General features: G+C 61.9%; 18 protein-coding genes. 11 read left to right on the top strand and 7 right to left on the bottom strand.

Translation table 11 applies throughout. From position 1 onward, the window contains the following. Positions 1-78 precede the first annotated feature (78 nt). From AC5WNI_RS09585 to AC5WNI_RS09575, 3 genes are all read left to right on the top strand, one after another. Positions 79-741, top strand: coding sequence for a response regulator (locus tag AC5WNI_RS09585; RefSeq protein ID WP_107334631.1), 663 nt, complete (start codon positions 79-81; stop codon positions 739-741). Continuing rightward, entirely contained in the window at positions 738-2,156 is a 1,419-nt protein-coding gene (locus AC5WNI_RS09580; protein ID WP_495928357.1) for a sensor histidine kinase, read from the top strand. Before AC5WNI_RS09585 ends, AC5WNI_RS09580 begins: the two co-directional genes overlap by 4 nt. 224 nt (positions 2,157-2,380) lie before the next feature. Further along, a complete protein-coding gene (locus tag AC5WNI_RS09575; protein WP_153635936.1) occupies positions 2,381-3,154 on the top strand; it encodes a 3-hydroxybutyrate dehydrogenase in 774 nt (257 codons plus the stop codon). 151 nt (positions 3,155-3,305) lie between these two features. Here the strand turns inward: AC5WNI_RS09575 and AC5WNI_RS09570 are convergent, their stop codons facing one another. The 5 genes from AC5WNI_RS09570 to AC5WNI_RS09550 all read right to left on the bottom strand — a co-directional run bounded on the left by AC5WNI_RS09570 (position 3,306) and on the right by AC5WNI_RS09550 (position 7,636). Further along, entirely contained in the window at positions 3,306-3,842 is a 537-nt protein-coding gene (locus tag AC5WNI_RS09570; RefSeq protein WP_043336058.1) for a response regulator transcription factor, read from the bottom strand. A gap of 32 nt (positions 3,843-3,874) precedes the next feature. After that, complete coding sequence (locus AC5WNI_RS09565) at positions 3,875-5,146, bottom strand: ATP-binding protein (protein WP_153635935.1); 1,272 nt, start codon at positions 5,144-5,146, stop codon at positions 3,875-3,877. A 155-nt stretch (positions 5,147-5,301) separates the two neighbouring features. After that, the gene (locus AC5WNI_RS09560) at positions 5,302-6,849 is read right to left on the bottom strand and encodes a DASH family cryptochrome (RefSeq protein ID WP_172978680.1); all 1,548 of its coding nucleotides are present in this window, start codon (positions 6,847-6,849) and stop codon (positions 5,302-5,304) included. Continuing rightward, the gene (locus tag AC5WNI_RS09555; RefSeq protein ID WP_153635933.1) at positions 6,836-7,003 is read right to left on the bottom strand and encodes a DUF2256 domain-containing protein; all 168 of its coding nucleotides are present in this window, start codon (positions 7,001-7,003) and stop codon (positions 6,836-6,838) included. Before AC5WNI_RS09555 ends, AC5WNI_RS09560 begins: the two co-directional genes overlap by 14 nt. A 114-nt stretch (positions 7,004-7,117) precedes the next feature. After that, positions 7,118-7,636, bottom strand: a complete 519-nt coding sequence (locus AC5WNI_RS09550) for a MarR family winged helix-turn-helix transcriptional regulator (RefSeq protein WP_153635932.1) — start codon at positions 7,634-7,636, stop codon at positions 7,118-7,120. A 247-nt stretch (positions 7,637-7,883) separates the two neighbouring features. Here AC5WNI_RS09550 and hmgA point away from each other — a divergent pair, with 247 nt between their 5' ends. From hmgA to maiA, 3 genes are all read left to right on the top strand, one after another. After that, entirely contained in the window at positions 7,884-9,212 is a 1,329-nt protein-coding gene (hmgA, locus tag AC5WNI_RS09545; protein WP_153635931.1) for a homogentisate 1,2-dioxygenase, read from the top strand. Positions 9,213-9,321: 109 nt separating this feature from the next. Continuing rightward, positions 9,322-10,341 (top strand): fumarylacetoacetate hydrolase family protein, encoded by a 1,020-nt coding sequence (locus AC5WNI_RS09540; protein ID WP_153635930.1) that lies wholly within the window; start codon positions 9,322-9,324, stop codon positions 10,339-10,341. A gap of 145 nt (positions 10,342-10,486) precedes the next feature. Next, positions 10,487-11,137, top strand: a complete 651-nt coding sequence (gene maiA / locus AC5WNI_RS09535) for a maleylacetoacetate isomerase (RefSeq protein WP_225348140.1) — start codon at positions 10,487-10,489, stop codon at positions 11,135-11,137. Between the two features lie 90 nt (positions 11,138-11,227). Here maiA and AC5WNI_RS09530 read toward each other — a convergent pair whose 3' ends face one another. Then, a complete protein-coding gene (locus AC5WNI_RS09530; RefSeq protein WP_495928356.1) occupies positions 11,228-11,977 on the bottom strand; it encodes a cation efflux transmembrane domain-containing protein in 750 nt (249 codons plus the stop codon). A 121-nt stretch (positions 11,978-12,098) separates the two neighbouring features. Here AC5WNI_RS09530 and AC5WNI_RS09525 point away from each other — a divergent pair, with 121 nt between their 5' ends. From AC5WNI_RS09525 to AC5WNI_RS09505, 5 genes are all read left to right on the top strand, one after another. Further along, positions 12,099-12,557: a MerR family transcriptional regulator gene (locus tag AC5WNI_RS09525; RefSeq protein ID WP_225346720.1), complete on the top strand. Its 459-nt coding sequence runs from the start codon at positions 12,099-12,101 to the stop codon at positions 12,555-12,557. Positions 12,558-12,725: 168 nt separating this feature from the next. Then, on the top strand, positions 12,726-14,315 hold the full coding sequence (locus AC5WNI_RS09520; RefSeq protein WP_153635928.1) for a peptide chain release factor 3: 1,590 nt from the start codon (positions 12,726-12,728) through the stop codon (positions 14,313-14,315). A 318-nt stretch (positions 14,316-14,633) separates the two neighbouring features. Then, the gene (gene mscL / locus AC5WNI_RS09515; protein WP_153635927.1) at positions 14,634-15,116 is read left to right on the top strand and encodes a large conductance mechanosensitive channel protein MscL; all 483 of its coding nucleotides are present in this window, start codon (positions 14,634-14,636) and stop codon (positions 15,114-15,116) included. A 139-nt stretch (positions 15,117-15,255) separates the two neighbouring features. Then, positions 15,256-16,023, top strand: coding sequence for a TatD family hydrolase (locus AC5WNI_RS09510; RefSeq protein ID WP_153635926.1), 768 nt, complete (start codon positions 15,256-15,258; stop codon positions 16,021-16,023). Positions 16,024-16,175: 152 nt separating this feature from the next. After that, positions 16,176-18,941 carry an EAL domain-containing protein gene (locus AC5WNI_RS09505; protein ID WP_172978679.1) on the top strand — a complete coding sequence of 922 codons (2,766 nt, stop codon included), beginning with the start codon at positions 16,176-16,178 and terminating at the stop codon, positions 18,939-18,941. A 147-nt stretch (positions 18,942-19,088) separates the two neighbouring features. Here AC5WNI_RS09505 and ygfZ read toward each other — a convergent pair whose 3' ends face one another. After that, a complete protein-coding gene (gene ygfZ, locus AC5WNI_RS09500; RefSeq protein WP_225346719.1) occupies positions 19,089-20,210 on the bottom strand; it encodes a CAF17-like 4Fe-4S cluster assembly/insertion protein YgfZ in 1,122 nt (373 codons plus the stop codon). Between the last annotated feature and the right edge of the window lie 226 nt (positions 20,211-20,436).

The following is a 20,436-nucleotide window of genomic DNA, read 5'->3' as shown; positions in this document are numbered from 1 at the left end:
GTCACCTTTCGGTGGCGGACGTCTTGTCTCATGTCCTGATATGACATGGCAGAATCAGAACGATTTCAAGGAGTCCAGATGCGAGTTCTGCTCGTCGAAGATGATCCGTTGTTGGGGGAGGGGGTCAACCATACCCTGCGCCGCGAAGGCATGAGCACTGAATGGTTGAAGGAGGGCGCCAACGTTGCCGCCACGCTCAAGCATTCGCCCTTTGATGTGCTGGTGCTGGACCTTGGCCTGCCGGATCTCGACGGTCTGCAGGTCTTGAGTCACCTGCGCCGTCAGGGCCAGACGTTACCGGTATTGATCCTGACGGCACGTGATGACATCAGCGACCGGGTACGTGGTCTGGACGGCGGCGCGGACGACTATCTGGTCAAGCCGTTCGACATTGCCGAGCTGGTGGCGCGTCTGCGTGCGTTGGTCAGGCGCCATGCCGGGCAGGCCAGCGGTTGCCTGCAGCTGGGGCCGTTGCGCATTGATCAAGCTGGCCGCACTGTCACGCTCTCCGGTAGTGAGGTCGCGCTGGGACGGCGCGAGTTTGATCTGCTGGAGTTCCTGCTGCTGCACCCCAGCCGTGTCTTCAGCCGAGATCAGCTCGTCGAGCAGCTCTATGGCTGGGATGGCGATGTCGAGAGCAATGTCATCGAGGTACATGTGCACCATCTGCGCCGCAAGTTCGGCACCGGGGTGGTCAAGACCGTGCGCGGCGTGGGCTATCGGCTGGGGGAACTCACGTGAAATCCATCCGCAGTTTCCTGCGGCGCAACCTGATTGGTGGCGTCGTGATCGTGCTGGGGACGGCCGCTGCCTGGAGCTACTTCGACTCCCGCGAGCAGATTGATGAGCTGTTCGACGCTGAGCTGGCCCAGAATGCACGCATGCTGGGGCGGCTCTATCAGTCTCAATTGGCGTCGTTGACACCGGCCGCGCGTCAGGAAAAGTTGCAGCAGATGACATCGGGCCAGTTCAGCCTGCGTCCACCCTCCTTGAGCTTTGCCGATGGTCACGAGAAATCCCCGCTGGGGCATGTCTATGAAGACAAACTGATCTTCCAGATGTGGGATGCGCTGGGCCAGCCGTTGCTTGGCCTCTCTTCACCCTCTGTGGCGCTGGATTACCTGCCGGTGCCTGGCTATGGCATGCAGCATGACAATCATCATGACTGGTTCACCTTCACGCTGTATTTCCCCGAGAGTGGCATCTGGGTCACGGCGGCCCAGCGTGAAGATGTGCGCGATGAACTGACCGGCCAGATTGCGTTGCACAACGTGCTGGCGCTGGTGGTCGGGTTGCTCGTGATCGCCTTGCTGATCGGTGTGGCGGTCTCGCGGGGTTTTCGTCCCGTATTGCGCATCAGTCATCAGATCACGGCCCGTCAACCCGGGTACCTCGAGCCGCTGGATGCCAGCGAGGCACCTGACGAGATACGCGGCATGGTGGATGCCCTCAATGGGCTGCTGGTGCGCCTGGCGGACACCCTTGACAAGGAGCGGCGCTTCACGGCCAATGCGGCCCATGAATTGCGGACTCCCCTAGCGGGCATCAAGGTGCATGCCCAGAATCTGGAGGCCGATGCCAGGGATGAGGCCTCGCGGCGCTCGGCACGCATGATCGTGGATGGCGTCAATCGCATGACACGGGTAGTGGAGCAGCTGTTGACCCTGTCACGACTGGAAAGCGGGGCAGAGGCACCGCGTCGCTCCGTCGATCTCGCCCAGCTGACCAATGAGCTGGCGCGGGATCTGGGCCCCATGGCACGCCAGCGAGGCATCAAGCTGCATATCGAGGTTGAACCTGGCGCGCAGCTGGTCAGTCATGAGAACGGCCTCTACGTGCTGCTGCGCAATCTGCTCGATAATGCGCTGCGCTATACGCCAGAAGGCGGAGAGGTGCGCCTGGATATCCGCCGCGACGATGCTGGATGGCGCATGGAAGTGGCCGATACGGGCCCCGGAATCCCGCTGCGTGAACGCGAGCGCGTCTTTGAACGCTTCGTGCGTCTGGCCGGCCAGAAGACTCAAGGTTCCGGGCTGGGCCTATCCATCGTGCGCGAGCTCGCCGAACGTCTAGGCGCAGCGCTGGCGCTGAAGGAGAACCCCTTGGGAACGCCCCAGGCCCCGGGGCTGCTGGTGCAGGTTCGCTTCCTGTCATAGCAGGTTCGCTTCTCGTCGTGAATAGCGCCTGTCGGCCGGGTTGCGTCAGCGGAGGTCAATGATTGCGTCGAATGCATCATGCGGCTGTGATGCTGGCTGGCGCTCGATAATGCCAGCGCGGAGTGCAACTCGGCGATGGTCGGGTGGTAAAGACGGCTAGATTAGCGCTATCTTCATTATATGTTGCAGAGCAGCATGACATTACCCTCTGTCAGGAGATTCGCATGAGTGAACAACAATCTTCCCCTGCCCGTGTTGCACTGGTGACCGGTACCGCCAGCGGTATCGGCGCCGCCATCATGCAAGCGATGTGCGATGCCGGGCATCAGGTGCTGGCGGTCGATTTCAGTGATGAGGGGGCAGAGGTCGCCGACAAGGCAGGGGCTGCCTTCTTCAAGGCCGACCTGACGGATGCTGAGCAGTGTCGCGCGGCGGTAGAAGAAGCCGTGTCCCGTTTCGGGCGCCTCGATATCCTGGTTAACAATGCCGGCATCCAGCATGTCGAGCGTATCAAGGACTTCCCCGAAGCCAAGTGGAATCAGATCATCGCCTTGATGCTGAGTGCGCCATTCACGCTGATCCAGGCGGCCTGGCCGTACATGGAGAAGAATGGGTACGGGCGCATCGTCAATATGGCGTCCATTCACGCCCATGTCGCGTCCCCGGGCAAGGCGGCCTACGTCAGTGCCAAGCATGGTTTGATGGGGCTGACCAGAACTGCTGCGCTAGAGGGTGGGGAAAGTGGCATCACCGCCAATGCCATCTGCCCGGCCTATGTACGCACGCCGCTGGTCGACAAGCAGATCGCCGAACAGGCCAAGCTCAATGACATGCCAGAAGATGAAGTGATCGAGAAGGTCATGCTCAAGGGAGCGGCGATCAAGCAAATGATTGACCCCTCCGAAGTGGCGGATATGGCGGTATGGCTGGCCTCCGACAAGGCAGGTTCAGTGACCGGCTCCAGCTTCAACATGGACTTGGGGTGGACGGCGCAATAACGGCTTATCATTGAGATCCGACGCATTACAGTCACTGCAGTGACTCGAAGCCCTCACCATCGAATCGCGTTTGCGAGCGAGGATGGTGAGGGCTCTTGCTTGGTCGTCTGCAAATTGTCGCCTGGGTGCAGGCCAGGGCAGCGGCGCTATCTCAGCGCTTGACCGGGCGCTTCTGCAGCTTGCGTTGCAGGGTGCGACGGTGCATTCCCAGGGCGCGGGCTGTGGAGGAAATGTTGCCATCGTGCTCGTTGAGCACCTTCTGGATGTGCTCCCAGGTCAGGCGGTTGACCGACGGCGGGTTGTCGGAAATCTCGGCGGCCGGGTCACCGCCTTCGCGGTTGAATGCGTTGAGAATCTCGTCGGCATCGGCGGGCTTGCACAGGTAGTTGACCGCGCCGAGCTTGATGGCTTCCACCGCGGTGGCGATGCTGGAATAACCGGTCAGCACCACGATACGCGTGTCAGGCAGCAGAGCGATCAGCTCGGGCAGCAGCTTGAGGCCAGAGCTCTGCTCCAGCTTCAGGTCGAGCGTGATCAGCTCCGGGCGGTGGCTGCGCGCCACGCTGAGTGCCTGGGCCTCATCGCGGGCCACTTCCACTTCATAGCCGCGACGCGTCATGGCGCGCGCGGTGACCTGGCAGAAGAATTCATCATCGTCGATGATCAGCAGTCGGGTTGCATCGCTCATCAGGGTTCTCGCTTGGGCGGTCTTTGCCGCCATCATGTCAGATGAAGGGGGAGGCGCACTTCCGTCAAGGTGCCGCCATCTTCGTGGTTGTACAGACTGACGCCGCCACCGAACCGATTGATGGTGGCATGCGTGAGGAACAGGCCGATGCCCATGCCCTTGGATTTGGTGGAGATGAAGGTCTCACCCAGTTGATCCGCCACCGCCATGGGCACACCTTCGCCATGATCGCGGATGTCGATCAGCACTTCCTGATCGCGTTGCTCCAGGGTGATCTCGATATCATCCGGGCAGGCGTCGGCGGCATTGTTGAGCAGGTTCATCAGCGCCTGCTCAAGCGTGGTGTCCACCAGCATGGAGGCCTGTTCAGCGCCGGGCGTCACCTCGACGCTATGCTGCACGTCCGGGCGCACTACCAGCCAGCGCTGCACGATTTCTTCCAGCCACTGGGCAGCATTGATGGGTTGAGGCTGCTCCATGCGGCGGCGGTCGGCCGCGGCCACCATCGCCTGCAGGCGTTGCTTGCAGGTGTCGACCTGGCTGCGCAGCAGGGCAAGATCATCCTCTAGCTGAGGGTTGTTCCTGTCCTTGGCATCCTCGCGCATCTCGCTCAACAGCACCGCCATGGTGGAGAGCGGGGTGCCCAGCTCATGCGCGGTGCCGGCGGCCTGGCTGGCCACTGCCAATACCTGCTCGCTACGCAGGGCGGCCTCACGCGTGGTGGACAGCGCCTGCTCCCGGGTGCGCAGCGCATGGGCCATCTTGTAGATGAAGTAGGTCACCAGAGACGCCGACAGGCCGAAGTTCAGCCACATGCCGATGACATGTAGGCTGATGCGTCCGCCCAGCTCATAGGTCGCCAGCTGCGGCACCGGCTCGTAGAACACCATCAGGAAGCTGTAACAGCCCATGCCGACTGCAGCAATCACCCAAGCATAGCGCCACGGGAGCGTTGCGGCCGCCATGGTCACCGGCACCAGATAATAGGGCACGAAGGGGTTGGTGGAGCCACCGGTATGGAAGAACAGCATCGTCAGGCCGGCGATATCCACCAGCAGGTGAATCAGGTTCTCGGTGTCGGTGACAGGGTGAGATTGCCCGAGGCGCCACCAGGTCGCGACATTGACCAGCCCCATCGCGATGATGATCGAGATGACGGGCAGCACGTTGAGCTGAAAGCCGATGATCTCGATCCCGAAGATGATCAGGATGAGAAAGCCGGTCCAGGTGATGCCGCGCGCAATGGTCAGACGAATGAGATTGCGGTGCGGCGTGGACAGTGGTGGCGGTAGCGGCTGATTCATGACAACTCCTGCGAGGAATGCGGCCATGATAGTGAATAAGGCGCATAAAGTGCAGCCCTGACGGACAGTTAGCGTCAAGGCGCCAAGGGATCCCCTGGGTCGCCTCCTCTGCGTCGTGACCGCTTGGTGGCGCTCTCTTCGGGATTCAATGGTTGTCAGCCTCGCTCGAAGGAGCCACTCGGCCAGGGCGTCACGCGTGTCGGTGTGATGTCGGTCAGGTGGGCCTTCCAACCCTCGACATGCGTGATTGGCTGGCGCGGATAGTGAGCCGTTGTTCTGTCGCGTCCGGCGCTGCTTGACCAGGCGAGCCAGGGCGCATGGCACTGCATGCCGGCGGGCAGTGCCGCAAGTTCAGGTATCCAGCGGCTGACGTAATGGCCGAGAGGGTCATGCTGGCGTGCCTGCTTCATCATGTTGAAGTGGCGATCCCCGCGTGGGTCACGTCCGATACCCGCCAGATAGCGCCAATTGCCCCAGTTGGAGGCGACGTCGTGATCCAGTAGCTGATGTTCGAACCAGGCCGCTCCCTGGCGCCAGTCCACGCCAAGGTCCTTGACCAGAAAGCTCGCCACGTTCTGGCGCATGCGGTTGCTCAGCCAGCCGGTAGCCGCCAGTTCGCGCATGCCGGCATCGACCCATGGCACCCCGGTCATTCCGGCCTGCCAGCGTTCAAGCGCTTGTGACCCCGGCTCATGGCCGCGCGGTTGAGCCCCGTCGTGGCTTGGGGACTCGCTCGTGAAGGTATGTCTGCCTAGCCGCCGTGCATCCCAGTGGAAATATTCGCGCCATAGCAGCTCGATGCGGATCCAGTCGCTGTCCTTGAAGGCAGCCTGCGGATGCGCGCAGTGCTCGGGGAGTGTGGTCTGAAAGCGGTGCAGTGCATCCAGTATCCGCCGCGGCGACAGACAGCCCAGTGCCAGCCACACGGAGAAGCGGGTCGAGAAATCCGCGCCGCTGAGGCGATTGCGGGTGGTCTTGTAGTGGCCGGCGGAGGCCGGGCTCAGATAATCCTGCAGGCGTTGCAAGCCGGCGGGCTCTCCGGGAGTAAAGGTGTATTCGCCGCGGGTATCGGCCTGCCAGTGGCGAGCCTCCAACAGATACCTGGCCGCGCCCTGAAAGCCACGAGGGGCGGCCTCCGGCCAGCCGGGGAGCCGGGAGGGGGCTTTTAACGGGGCAGGCATGTCGGGAAGGCTCGGGCGGGCCTTCTCCAGCTTGCGCCGAAAGGCACTGAAGCTCTCGGGGAGCGCGGTAAGCGGTTCCGGCAGCTCGTCTTCGTCCAGCAGCAAACCACTGTTCAATCGCCGCAGGCGACACTGGCTTGCCACCGCGCGTTGCTGTCGGTGTTCCACCACGCCCGTAGCGCGGCATGTGATGACGCCTCGGCAGTCATATTGCCTTGCTAGCTGCCCAATCAGTTGTGCCGCATCGCCGTGGAGGATCAGCAGGTCACTGCCCAGCGCCTGAAGTCGTGTGCGCAGCGATTCCAGACTCCCGAGCAGGGCATGTTGCCGTCCCGTGCTAAGCGGCTGCAGGCGTGGTTCCCCAGGGCTGACGCTGCCGAAGGGCTGAAAGGTCGTTTCCGCCAGAACATGCACGACCAGCAGGTGCGAGGCTCGCTCCTCGAGTGCGGCTTGCCATACCGGGTTGTCATCGAGGCGCAGATCCTCGTTCAACCATACCAGCCAGGGGTCAGTGGACGTCATCGCGCGTCTCCCGTGCCAGCTGGCGTGCGTTGCGACGACAGCGCTGACTGCAATGGCGTACGTCATCCCAACAATCCTGCCACTTCTTGCGCCATGTGAAGGGGCGCTGGCAGGTCTGACACAGCTTGCTGGGCAGGTGCGGTTTGCGATGCATGCTGGCAAGGCTCCTTAAAAACAGTACACAACCTATACCATAATTATACATCACGCGAAATGGCGGCCAGGAAACCCCCTGTCGTTCTGTGAATGAGCGTCTTGCATGCCTGGCTCAATCGCTGCCCGGCAGTTGATCCAGTTGTCGCTCCAGGGTCTGCATGGTGAGTAGCAGATCACGGTATTGGCGTGCATTGACCGCACCGAGCAGCTCATCCTCGAAACGCCGCGCTTCGGGAATCAGCTCGGCTAGCATGGCCTCACCCTCGGCGGTGAGAACCAGCAGCTGCGCACGCTGGTCCTGCTCGCTCGGACGACGCAGGATAAGTTCACGGTTCTCCAGTGATTTGACGGCGCGCGAGACGCGTACCTTGTCCATGTGGGTGCGCAGACTGATTTCCCGAGCGGTCATCGGTACGCCACGGCTCAACCAGGCCAGCAGACGCCACTCGGCGACATTGATGGCGAAGCGCTCGCCATAGCGGGCGAACATCGCCTCACTGGTACGCTCGGCCAGTCGGTTGAGGCGATAGGGCAAAAACTGGTCAAGATCCAGCTCGCAGCGGGGCGTGTCCTGGGAGGCATCCCCATCAAGGGCATCGCGCGCTTCGGGAGTGTCATCAGTGCGTTGCATCGAGAGTTACCTGTCTCGGTGAGAGGGCTGACTTGCGTTGTCGCATCAGAGCATTGCGGCCAGATCAGGTTGCCAATGTTACCACTTTCGATGTTGGGCAAGACAAAAGTCGGCCACTTTGGCGATTGCCAAGGTATGGATCTGGCTATATGGTTTCATATGTTACTATTTGGGGCGGTGGCGGCATGTCGTGCCATAGATGCCCCGGGTCATCAGGAGCCGCGAGCCCACAAGGAGATGAATCGTCATGCGCGAGCGCAATGCTGAGTGTCGTTATCACGCCGGTTTTCGCAATCATGTCTCCAGCGAGGCGTTGCCTGGTGCCTTGCCGCAGGGCCAGAACTCCCCCCAGCGTTGCCCCTACGGCCTTTACGCGGAGCAGTTGAGCGGCTCGGCCTTCACCGCGCCGCGTAGCCACAACCTGCGCAGCTGGCTTTACCGCATTCGGCCCTCGGTGGTGCAGGGCACCTATCAGCCCATGGAGATGCCGCAGGTCGCCACCGCACCGCTGGCCGAGGGAATGCCGGATCCCAACCCGATGCGCTGGGACCCCATCGCGTTCTGCGCTGGCGATTTTCTGGAAGGTCTGATCACGTTGGCGGTCAATGGGGATGCCCAGGCGCAGCAGGGTTGTGCCACGCATCTCTACGCCTTCACTCGCGGCATGCAGCAGCGCTTTTTCTACAATGCTGACGGCGAATTGCTGATCGTGCCGCAGCAGGGTGCCATCGAGGTTCGCAGCGAGCTGGGCCTGCTGGAAGTCGCCAGCGGCGAGATCGTCGTGATCCCGCGTGGTATCAAGTTCCAGCTCAATCCGCTGGCGGGGCACGCGGAAGGCTGTCGTGGTTATGTGGCCGAGAACTACGGCGCGCCTCTCGAGCTGCCCTCGCTGGGGCCCATCGGTAGCAATGGACTGGCCAATCCACGTGACTTCCTCGCGCCATCGGCACGTTTCGAGGACGAAGCCGGTGACTTCACGCTGGTGGCAAAGTTCGGCGGGCGTTTCTGGCGCGCGAGTCTGGATCATTCACCGCTGGATGTCGTGGCCTGGCACGGCAATTACGCGCCCTACAAATATGATCTGGCGACCTTCAATACGATCAATACGGTCAGCTTCGATCATCCTGATCCCTCTATCTTCACCGTGCTGACCTCACCGTCGGACACTGCCGGGGTCGCCAATCTCGACTTCGTGATCTTTCCGCCACGCTGGATGGTCGCCGAGAACACCTTCCGGCCGCCGTACTTCCATCGCAACCTGATGAGCGAGTTGATGGGGCTTATCCATGGTGAGTACGACGCCAAACGCGAAGGCTTCCGTCCTGGAGGCGCGAGTCTGCACAACGCCATGACCCCGCATGGCCCTGACGCTGCCACCTTCGAGGCCGCCAGTCGGGCGGAACTTGCCCCCCGCTATCAGGGAAATACGCTCGCCTTCATGTTCGAGAGTCGCTATCTGTTCCAGCCCACCCCGCAGGCCCTGTCGTCGAGCGCTCGTCAGCGCGACTATGGCTCGGTCTGGCAGGGACTCGCGTCTCACTTCACGTCCCACACCACTCCTCAATCCACCTCTTGATTCACTCCTCAATCCACCCTGCATCAGCGATGACCTTTGACTTTTCATCGTCATCCGACCCCAGGCAATTCCTGCATTCTTGCTCACGTTGCTCTTCAAGGAGGCACCCATGAAATTCGCTACCTGCCAGGATGGTTCCCGCGATGGAACACTGCTGCTGGTCTCCCGTGACCTGACCCGCGCCGTCAAGGTCGCGGATGTCGCCACGACGCTGCAGGCGCTGCTGGAAGACTGGACGTCGCTGGCGCCCAGGCTCGAGCAACGCTACGTGGCGCTAAATGATGGCACGCTGGCGGACGCTTTTGCGCTGGAAAGTCAGGCGCTGCATTCCCCGCTGCCGCGCAGTTACCAGTGGGCAGACGGCTCGGCGTATCTGAATCATGTGCAGCTGGTGCGTCAGGCGCGTGGCGCCGAGATGCCCGAGACCTTCTGGCACGACCCACTGATGTATCAGGGCGGCAGCGACAGCTTCCTGGCCCCCAGCGCCGATATCGTATGTGTCAGTGAGGAGCATGGCATCGATTTCGAAGGCGAGATCGCCGTCATCACCGATGATGTGCCGATGCATGTCAGTCCGGAGCAGGCCGAGGACCATATTCGCCTGTTGATGCTGGTCAATGACGTCAGTCTGCGTGGACTGATCCCCGGCGAGCTGGCCAAGGGCTTCGGCTTCTTCCAGTCCAAGCCGTCGTCAAGCTTCTCGCCCATCGCCGTGACGCCGGACGAGCTGGGGGAGGCCTGGCAGCAGGGGCGCGTGCATCTGCCGCTGAGCGTGCATCTCAATGGTGAGAAGTTCGGTGAGCCAGAGTCCGGGCCAGACATGATCTTCAGCTTCCCGCAGCTGGTGGCGCATGCCGCGAAGACCCGCCCACTGGGCGCCGGCGCGATCATCGGTTCAGGCACCGTGTCCAATCCCGGCAAGGATGGCGGCCCCGGCAAGCCGATCAGTGAAGGGGGTGTGGGCTACAGCTGTCTGGCAGAAGTGCGCATGGTCGAGAAGATCCTGTTCGATGAGATTCGCACTCCCTTCATGCGTTTCGGTGATCGCATCCGCATCGAGATGTTCGATCGCGATGGCCAGAGCATCTTCGGCGCCATTGATCAGCAGGTGACGCAGTTGGACGCCTGAGGGCGGCCTCGTCAGGCAGAGCTTCTCAGAGACACGTCTCGGGAAGACGTCGTGCGCCGGTAAGCCTCAAGCCAACTGGGCGCGAGACAGTGCGAAGGGGCGGCCGGCATCCAACTGCGTCACAGGGGAATGCAGCATGAGTTCAATGAGTCTGTATGGCTATTACCGTTCATCTACCAGCTATCGGGTAAGAATCGCGCTGGCGCTCAAGGGGATTGAGGTCGCTCAGGTGCCGGTCAATCTGCTCAAGGGCGAACAGCGCAGCGAGGACTATCTGGCCATCAATCCCCAGGGACTGGTGCCGACCCTGATGGTGGGAGATACCCCAACATCTGTGGCCCTGAGCCAGTCGATCGCGATCCTAGAATATCTGGAGGAGCGCTGGCCCACCCCGGCGCTGTTGCCCTCCGCGCCTGAAGCGCGTGCGAAGGTGCGCTCACTGTGTCAGTTCATGGCTTGTGAGATGCATCCGCTCAACAATCCGCGCGTGCTCAATTATCTGACCGATCGGCTTGAGGTCACCCAGCAGCAGCGCCTTGAGTGGTATCGACATTGGGTCGCCGAGGGCTTCGCGCGTCTGGAAGTGATGCTGGCGGAAAGTGCAGGGCGTTTCTGCCATGGCGATAGCCCGGGCATGGCGGATGCCTGCCTGATGCCTCAGCTCTACAATGCGCGGCGCTTCGAGTGTGAACTTATGGACTACCCAAGGATTCTGGCCATCGAGGCGGCCTGTCAGTCACTGGAAGCCTTCCGGCAGGCTCACCCCGAGCGTCAGCCAGATTGTCCGGCCCCTTGAGCCTGGTGTTATCCAGACACGAAAGCGCCCCGTCGGTACCGACGGGGCGCTTTCGTGTTGCTGGCAGTCATGGGTCAGCGACGTCGTGCTTCAACCACAGCGCTTGCTGGAGCAGCAACTGCTGGCGTGAGATTGCTCAAGCACTACCGCAGCCGTCGGCGGGGTGCAACAGCTGCTGGTGTTGGAAGCGTCCTGGTCGTCAGGTATCTGATCGTTCTCGGCCTCTCTGGCCTCGCGCAGTTCTTCACGCGCATCGCGAATCACCTGCCAGGCGGACTGCAGGAAGAGTGCGGCAATCGCCGCCCCCAGCAGCACGTCCGGCCAGCGGGAGCCTGTCCAGCCCACCAGTACCGCGGCCCCGAAGACCGAGGCATTGGCGATGATGTCATTGCGTGAGCACAGCCAGGTGGAGCGCATGTTGAGATCATCCGACTTGAAGCGCCACAGCAGGCCGAAGCAGATGAGGTTTACGACCAGTGCCAGCAGGGCGAAGACGCCCATGCCGTGGGCGGCCGGTGCCACTCCATTGAGGGCTTGGTAGCCTGCTTCGCCAAAAACGATCAGGCCTAGCGACAGCATCACGATGCCCTTGATCAGCGCACTCATTGCGCGTTCACGCACACTGCGGTGCAGGACATAGAGAGTCAGGGCGTAAACGCTGGCATCGCCGAACATGTCGAGGGAATCCCCCAGCAGCGCGGTGGAACCCAGCCACCAGGCCGCGGTGAATTCGACGAAGAACATGCTGGCATTCAGCGCCAACAGAATCTTCAGGACCTTGCCCTGTGAGGCTCTGAGCTCTGCCAGCTCGCCGGATTTACTTTCGCAACAGCTTTTCATGGGTCTTGGCCTCCTGTCGTGTTGATGACAGCATGGAGGTTATAGTCACTATAAGGTCAAGTAGGCTGATGAAACGGTTGATGCATCGACATGCAACACATGGCGAGAGGAGTAGTCATCGATGACCGCAAGAGATTTCGCACGGAGAGGGGAATCGTTCACGTCATCGCACGGCGAGGTGACGATGGGCATCGGCCAACTGGCCAAGGCGTCTGATGTCCAGGCGGTGACGATCCGCTACTACGAGAAGCAGGGGCTGTTGGCCCCGATGCGACGCGCGTCCAATGGCTATCGTGAGTATGGCAATGCACAGCTTAGGCGTCTGACCTTCATCCGCCGTTGTCGGAGGCTGGGGTTTTCGCTGGATGACATCCGCGCCTTGCTGGGCCTGGCGGACCAGCAGTCCTTGCCGTGCGATCAGATAGACGCGCGCATCGAGGCGCAGCTGATCGAGGTGCGCAAGCGTCAGCGCGACCTCGCCGTCATGGAGGAAGAGTTGCAGCGCCTGACGCACTGCTGTGCCGGCGGGGTGATGGCACAGTGCCATATCATTGAGACACTGTCTGAGGTCGAGGAGTAAGGCCTTGGCATTTTCGCGCGCGTAGGGATGATCGAAGGCGTGTAGATCACGCTCGCCTCTGTTGCCGCGCCGCGCCAGCCGCTACAATGCGCGCCATTCGTCTTGTTCTGCTATTCACCCAACAGTGCGCGCGGCGTGCCTCACGTCGGGCCGGATGCCTTTCAGCTCATGTCAGATTCCCAGATTGCCAAGGCGGCGGATGTGCGCCGTACATTCGCCATCATCTCTCACCCGGATGCCGGTAAGACCACCATCACCGAGAAGCTGCTGCTGTTCGGGAATGCCATCCAGATGGCCGGCTCGGTCAAGAGCAAGCGGGCCGATCGCCACGCGACCTCCGACTGGATGAAGATGGAGCAGGAGCGTGGTATCTCCGTGACCACCTCCGTGATGCAGTTCCCCTACAAGGACCGCATGGTCAATCTGCTGGATACCCCCGGGCACGAGGACTTCTCCGAAGATACCTACCGGACGCTGACTGCCGTCGACTCGGCGCTGATGGTCATCGATGGCGCCAAGGGTGTCGAGGACCGCACCATCAAGCTGATGGAAGTCTGCCGCCTGCGCACCACGCCGATTCTGACCTTCGTCAACAAGATGGACCGCGAGACGCGTGATCCCATCGAGGTGATGGATGAAGTCGAGACGGTACTCAACATCCAGTGCGCGCCGATGACCTGGCCGATCGGCGTCGGCAAGGGCTTCAAGGGCGTCTATCATCTGCTCAATGACGAGATCCATCTCTACAAGCAGGGCCAGGGCAACCGCATTCCCGACGACGTGCGCATCAAGGGCCTCGACAGCCCCGAAGCCATCGAAGTGCTGGGCGAGGACCTGATCGAAGAGCTGAGCATGGAGGTCGAGCTGGTGCGCGGCGCCTCTCACGAGTTCGATCTCGAGGCCTATCGTCGCGGTGAGCTGACGCCGGTCTACTTCGGTACTGCCATGGGCAACTTCGGCGTGCGCGAGATGCTCGACGGCTTCGTCGAATATGCCCCGCCCCCCCAGCCGCGCGATACCGATACCCGCGAAGTCACGGCCCACGATGAGCGCTTCACCGGTTTCGTTTTCAAGATCCAGGCCAATATGGACCCGAAGCACCGTGACCGTGTCGCCTTCCTGCGTGTCTGCTCCGGCAAGTACGAGAAGAACATGAAGATGCGCCATGTGCGCATCAACAAGGACGTCAAGATTCCCGACGCCTTGACCTTCATGGCGGCGGACCGCTCCCACGTGGAAGAAGCCTGGCCGGGCGATATCATCGGCCTGCACAACCACGGCACCATCCAGATCGGTGATACCTTCACCATCGGCGAGGACATGCGCTTCACTGGCATTCCGCACTTCGCGCCGGAACTTTTCAAGCGCGTGCGCCTTAAGGACCCGCTGAAGATGAAGGCGCTGCAGAAGGGCCTGCAGCAGCTCTCCGAAGAGGGCGCGACCCAGGTCTTCCAGCCGTTCGACAACAACGACCTGATCGTCGGTGCCGTCGGTACGCTGCAGTTTGACGTGGTCGCTCACCGCCTGAAGGAAGAGTACAAGGTCGAGTGCATCTATGAGGCGATCAACGTGCAGACCGCACGCTGGATCTACTGCGATGACACCAAGATGCTGGAAGACTTCAAACGCAAGGCCAGTGCCAACCTGGCTTACGACGGCGGCGGCTGGCTGACCTACATCGCGCCGACCCGCGTCAACCTGCAGCTGACCCAGGAACGCTGGCCGGACATCACCTTCCGTGCGACCCGTGAGCACTGAGACAGTTGCCACAGCGACGCTGCGATAGCGAGACTGTCGATCACGTCATGAAGAACGCCACCCCGAGGGGTGGCGTTTTTTGTGTCCAGATATGCGTGTAACCCTACGTTTACACAGCCAACCCATGGCGCGGCATCAGCACGGCATAATGTTTGGGTCATGTTGTCTTGCTGGCATCCGTGTGATGAAGCTTGCTGGGGCGAAGGTCGGTAGGGCGCAGACAATGACAACAACAATGGCGTGGAATGTGTCTCAGTGCGGGCCATGCATGATGCGTGGCAATTCACCGGATGGTTAGCGAGTGACAGGAGATGACAGATGTCCGGATTCATGCAGGAATTTCGTGATTTTGCCGTCAAGGGTAACGTCGTCGACATGGCCGTCGGCATCATCATCGGCGGGGCATTCACACTGATCGTCAAGAGTCTGGTGGGGGACATGCTCAACCCGCTGATGGGGCTGCTGATCGGGGGGGTAGATTTCTCGAATTTCTTCATCGTGCTCAAGGAAGGCGCTCAGGCTGCCCCCTATGCCAGCCTGGATGCCGCGAAGGAAGCGGGAGCCGTGACGCTGAATTATGGCTTGTTCATCAATGCCATCATCAGTTTTGCGCTGGTGGCGCTGGCGGTCTTCGTGTTGATCCGCCAGATCAACAAGCTCAAGAAGGAAGCCGAGGAAGCGCCCGAAGAGGTCACCGACAAGGATTGCCCGTATTGCCTTTCCAGGGTGCCGCTGGCGGCGACCCGTTGTGGTCATTGCACCTCCGAACTGGCGCCGGCAGCGCCGGTGGAGGCGGCCTAGGCCATCTGCGCCAGTCACGACCACTAACAAGCAATATCGACACTTGTCCACAAGGGACCGGTCACCAGGCCGGTCCCTTCGTTTGTCTGACACACGCTGATATAGCACGATGGCTGTACGACCATCCCTGGGAGATTCCATGCTGATCGACAGCCATTGCCATCTGGATTTCGCTGACTTCACGCCGGATCGTGAGGCGGTCATCGCGCGTGCCGAGCAGGAAGACGTCTCGGCCTTCGTGGTGCCCGCCACCACGGTGGCAAGCTTCCCGGCAGTGCTGGCGCTGGCGGGTTCATCGGCGCGTATGTTCGGTGCCCTGGGGTTGCATCCCTATTTTCTGTCCGAGCATGGCGATGACGCGCTGGCGTCGCTTCATCAGGCTCTCGACCAGCATGCTGGTAAGATCGTCGCGTTGGGAGAATGTGGCTTCGATACGCGATTGGCCGATCATGACGCCCAATGGCAGCTGTTCGAGTCCCAGCTGAGCATGGCACGCGAATTCTCCTTGCCTGTCATCGTGCACTGCGTGCGCGCCAACGACGAAGTGGCCAAGCGCCTCAAGCAGGCACGACTCACCCGTGGCGGCATCATCCATGCCTTCGCGGGCAGTCAGGTGCAGGCACAGCGCTTTCTCGAGCTTGGCTTTGTGCTGGGGCTGGGCGGCAGCGTGACCTACCCGCGTGCCAACAAGCTGCGCGGAGTGGTGGCGTCACTGCCCGACGATGGCTTCGTGCTGGAAACCGATAGCCCCGACATGCCGCTGTGCGGGTTTCAGGGCCAGCGCAATGAGCCATCGCGAGTGGCGAAGGTCGCGGACGTGGTGGCGGAGCTCCGCTCGAGCAGTCGCCACGATATCGCGTTATCCACCACGACGAATGTGCAGCGTATTCTTCAACTGAACGTCTGATCTAGACTGACCTCAAAGGCCAGGCGACAGCCTGCCGACCCGGTTCAGGAGGTCGCCTCATCATCGGTAAATCAATGTCAGATTCTTCAGCACCGCGTTCCTCCTCTCGTGTGTCGTCACATGAGTCTTCTGCTGTCTTCGCGCATGCCTTCATGCCTGCTGGCCCCCGCTATCGGATGTACCTGCTGCCGCTGCTGTTGCTGGCGGCACTGCTGGCCACCGCCTGGTTGACGGCCAGCCAGATCACCCAATCCCGTGAGGCGGATCGTGAATCCGACAGGCAGCGGCTGGCCTTGTGGATCAAGAGTGAACAGCGCCTGCTCGCAGGACAGTTGCAGGAGAACGGCTACTGGGAAGAAGCCGTGACCAGGTTTCTGCGCAAGCCCGAGCTCGACACGACCTGGCTCGAGTACATGTATGGCCCCGAGTTCGCCATCAATACCGGCATACATCTGATCTCTGCGGTGCGGGGCGATGGGCAGGTGGCAGCCTGGGTGCAGCACAACGCCGGGTCGCCGGGGGCCGACTGGCTGGGCAAGCAGCCGGTGAGCTGGCGACGTGCGCTCGCCCCCGTCATGCAGGCTGCCCGCCAGTCATCGACACAATCCCAGCTGGCCTGGTTGATCGTCGATAACCAGCCATGGCTGATCGGCATGCAGGGGCTCTACGAGGATGAGGAGGCCTTGCCACCGCGAGACGAGCAGGGGCTGTTGATTTTGGGCATGCCGCTCACGACAGACCTGCTGGACGAGCAGGCGGCCGTACTGGGCTTGAAGGGTCTGAAGGTCGTCAGCAACGCCATGCCACAGCCCATCGCGACGCAGCAGATCTGCGTGGCTTTGCCGGCATCCGGCCGTGCCGATCGCTACCACCATGCCAAGGCCTGCTGGCAGGATGAGAATCGCGTCGCTCAGCTTGTGTATGAGATGGGCGCTCCGCTGGCGGTGCTGCTGTTGATCATTGTGCTGGCGGGCATGGGCACCATTGGCATGTTGGTGCGCGACAGTCGGCGCCGCAGGGCGTGTCGGGCCTATGGCGCCTATCTCGAGCATCAAAACCAGCGCCACAACACTCTCAACCAGCAATTTCTGAGCGTCCCCTACGAAACCCACGCGCCGCAGAATGCGCGTGCGTCTCTCACCCGATACCTGCAGCGCGTGCGCGAGATGCTGGGGGCGGAGATCATCATCTATCGGCGTGAGGTGGGAAATCCCAATGCCGGCTACCTGATTCTGCAGAGTCACGATGAGCGTGAGTGGTTGAGTGAAGCATCGTTGCGGCGTGATCCTCTATTGCGCCTGCCGGTAGGGCGCGTGTGCGTGTCACCCGGTGATGGCTCGCGGCGCGATGGCGATGGGAGCGTCGAGAAGAATGCCGATGAGCCGAATGACCGCGCGCTGCTGCTGTGTCAGCGACTGGGCGCCAGTCAGCTGATGGGCTATTCGGTCTCGCCGCATCCCGGGCGCAGCGAGTTGCTGCTGGTGGCCAGTCGTGGCCATCGACTCAACGCCACCGAGATGATGCCGTTGCTGGACATGACTCTCGATACGCTGGTGGTACGAGGATTGGAGCAGGAACGCGTGCTGCTCCAGCACCAGTTGCTCGAGGAGCGCGAGACGGATCTCGATACCGGCCTGCTCAGCCGTGAAGGCATGCTGCGCCTGATCAAGGTGCGGATTGATCAGCTGGGTGAGGTCGCGCCGATGGAAGGCTTCGTGCTGATGGCGCTGCGGATTGGCGGTTTGCAGGTGCTCTATGATCATGCCGGCGCCGAGCCGGGCAATCACCAGCTGGAGCAGGTCAAGAAGCGTATCGCTCCCTTGCTGGGGAATTCGGGCGATGTGGCGCGCCTCGAGACCGACAGGCTGCTGATCATGGTCCAGCGCCGGCTGCTGGAAGCGACGCGTGGCGGTATCAGTGGCTGGCTGGACAACCTGCTGAATGCCGTGCGCGACAAGGTCACGCTCAATGATGAGGTGATCTATCTGCAGCCGAGTCTGGGCATCACGCGCTACCCCGAGGATGGCCACCAGGTGGATGCGCTGGTCTATCGCGCCGAGCGTGCCTTGCACGATACCCAGCAGTGCCAACGTGAGTGGCACTTCTTCGATGAGGAGGCGGAGCGTGAGTTGCGTCGCCTCAAGCAGCTGGAGGCCGAGTTCACCGTCGCGCTGCGTGAGAATCAGCTCAGGCTCTTCGTGCAGCCGATCGTCGATGGGCGTAGCGGCCGCTTGCAGCTGTCGGAGGCGTTGATTCGCTGGCAGCACCCCGAACATGGCTTGATGGGCTCGGCGGATTTCATGGCGATCGTCGAGTCCGCACGCCTGGATGTCGCGCTGGGGCGCTGGGTGCTCAAGGAAAGCATCGCGACCTTGATGCGCGTCCACGAAAGCGGCCATGAGTTGCATCTGAGCGTCAACGTGACCGTGCGCCACATGATGGACAAGCGCTTCCTGTCAGACCTGGAAATGTTGTTCCGGCATCCGGAGCTGTGTGAGCGCCTGACGCTTGAGCTGGTCGAGAGCCAGCTGCCGGATGACATCCAGGCACTCGCCGTGCTGTTCCAGACCATCCGGGCTCACGGCGTGGCATTGGCATTGGATGACTTCGGCACCGGCTACTCCTCGTTGTCACAGCTTCAGCGGTTGCCGTTCGACAAGCTCAAGATCGATCGACAGTTCGTGACGGCGCTGGGCTCCAGCAAGGGGCAGGCCATGATCGAAGCGATGCTGGGGCTGGCGGAGGCCTTCCATCTTGCGGTGGTGGCCGAGGGCATCGAGACGCCAGAGCAGCGAGCCGAATTGCTCGCGCATGGTTGCTCGCTGCATCAGGGCTATCTCTATGCACGACCGATGCCGGTGCAGGAGCTGATCGAGCACCTGATCGCAGGGGATGGCTGGCTGCCGGAAGGGCTGTGAGCCCCGGTAGGTGCATCAGGTCTGCAATCCGTGAAAGACGAAAGCCCCGCACGTTGGCACGTGTGGGGCTTTCTTGTGGCGGCTTTCAAGCGTTAAGTCCTTCAAGGCTAAGCCCTTCAAGACAGCCAGTCCTTCAAGCCGTACCCTTCAGCCCTTGAGCTGCTCCGGGTCGCGACGCTCGACGGCATAGGGCAGTGCGCTGCGCTCAAGCTCGGTGCCATCTTCCAATGCCAACGCTATCTCTTCATCACGCAGGCTGATCACGGCCAGCAGCTCCAGGCGTCCCTGCTCATCATGGGCTGCCTGCAACACTTCGCCAAGGGACTTGCCATCGGGAGATGTGACCTTGCTGCCCACCGCCGGCAAGTCGGCCGGCTGCATTGTCGTCAGGCGTTGCAGGCGCTTCTTGACCTGACCGCGAAAGTGGGCACGTGCCACGACTTCCTGACCGGTATAGCAGCCTTTCTTGAAGCTGATCGCGGCGAGGGCTTCCAGATTGAGCATCTGCGGCAGCCAGCTGTCAGTCTGCGCGGAAGTGACCCACTGTAGACCGGCGCGGATATCTTCCAGGCGCCAGCGGGTTTCGTCGCTGGCGGCCACATCGCGTCCGAAAAGCGCCGTCGCGAGGTCTGCCAGGGCGGCATGCGGGCCGACCAGTATCGCGCGCGGGGTATTGCCTGACGGCTGGCGAGCCAGCGCGCAGGTCTGCGGTTCTTCTTCCTCGCTCGACTGCAGGGGCGACGGGAGAACCGAGCGCATGGCCAGGTCGTGCGCGGGCAGAGCCGGTGCCGCCAGGGCGTCGGCACAGGCCGCCAGAGTCTGTTCGCCGAGAAGGCCGAGCACACTCAGCTCGCACGACACCTCCAGCGTCACCTTGTAGAAGGGCGCGAACTTGGCCAGATGGGCGCGCAGCGGTTCGGCGGTGCCAGCCGGCATCACCAGCCACAGGCGCCCTTCGCTGACGCGCAGCAGCTGAGCCATGGCCAGAATGCGCCCCTTCGGTGTGCAGAAGGTCGTCAGCGGCGCCAGCTCGCCATCGACCAGACTCAGCTGCTGTGAGGTCTGCCCCTGCAGAAAGCGTTCGCCATCCTTGCCGCAGACCTCGAGGACTTCGAAATTGCCCAGCGGGGTCAACCCATTTTCGGCCAGGGTGCGGTCAGCTACGCCAGCGAGTGGCATGGAGGCATCGTCTGGCTCACCCAGCGTCAGGCGGCCGTCCTCGCCGAGCTGGTAGCCGTGGTCTTGCATCAGGGTCTTGAAGGGATTCATTTACCACCATCCTGTTGCGAAGGAGTGAACTGCCGGTGGCGCTCTGGCAACCATGCGGCATGTCGGATGCCCGCATTGTCACGCGCCAGCTGGCGGCTGTCAGCCCCTAGTGCCTCAAGTGACAGTAAAAGAACGGGCAAATCAGGGCTCCCGTCCTGCCAGGCGTTTCTGCGGCCTGGCTTGCGAAGCGTCTGGTCCGCGCTGACTGCCAGACAACCGTGCTATT

The organism is Cobetia sp. PDI-12MA (assembly GCF_059507695.1).
This window is presented reverse-complemented; position numbering and strand designations above follow the sequence as displayed.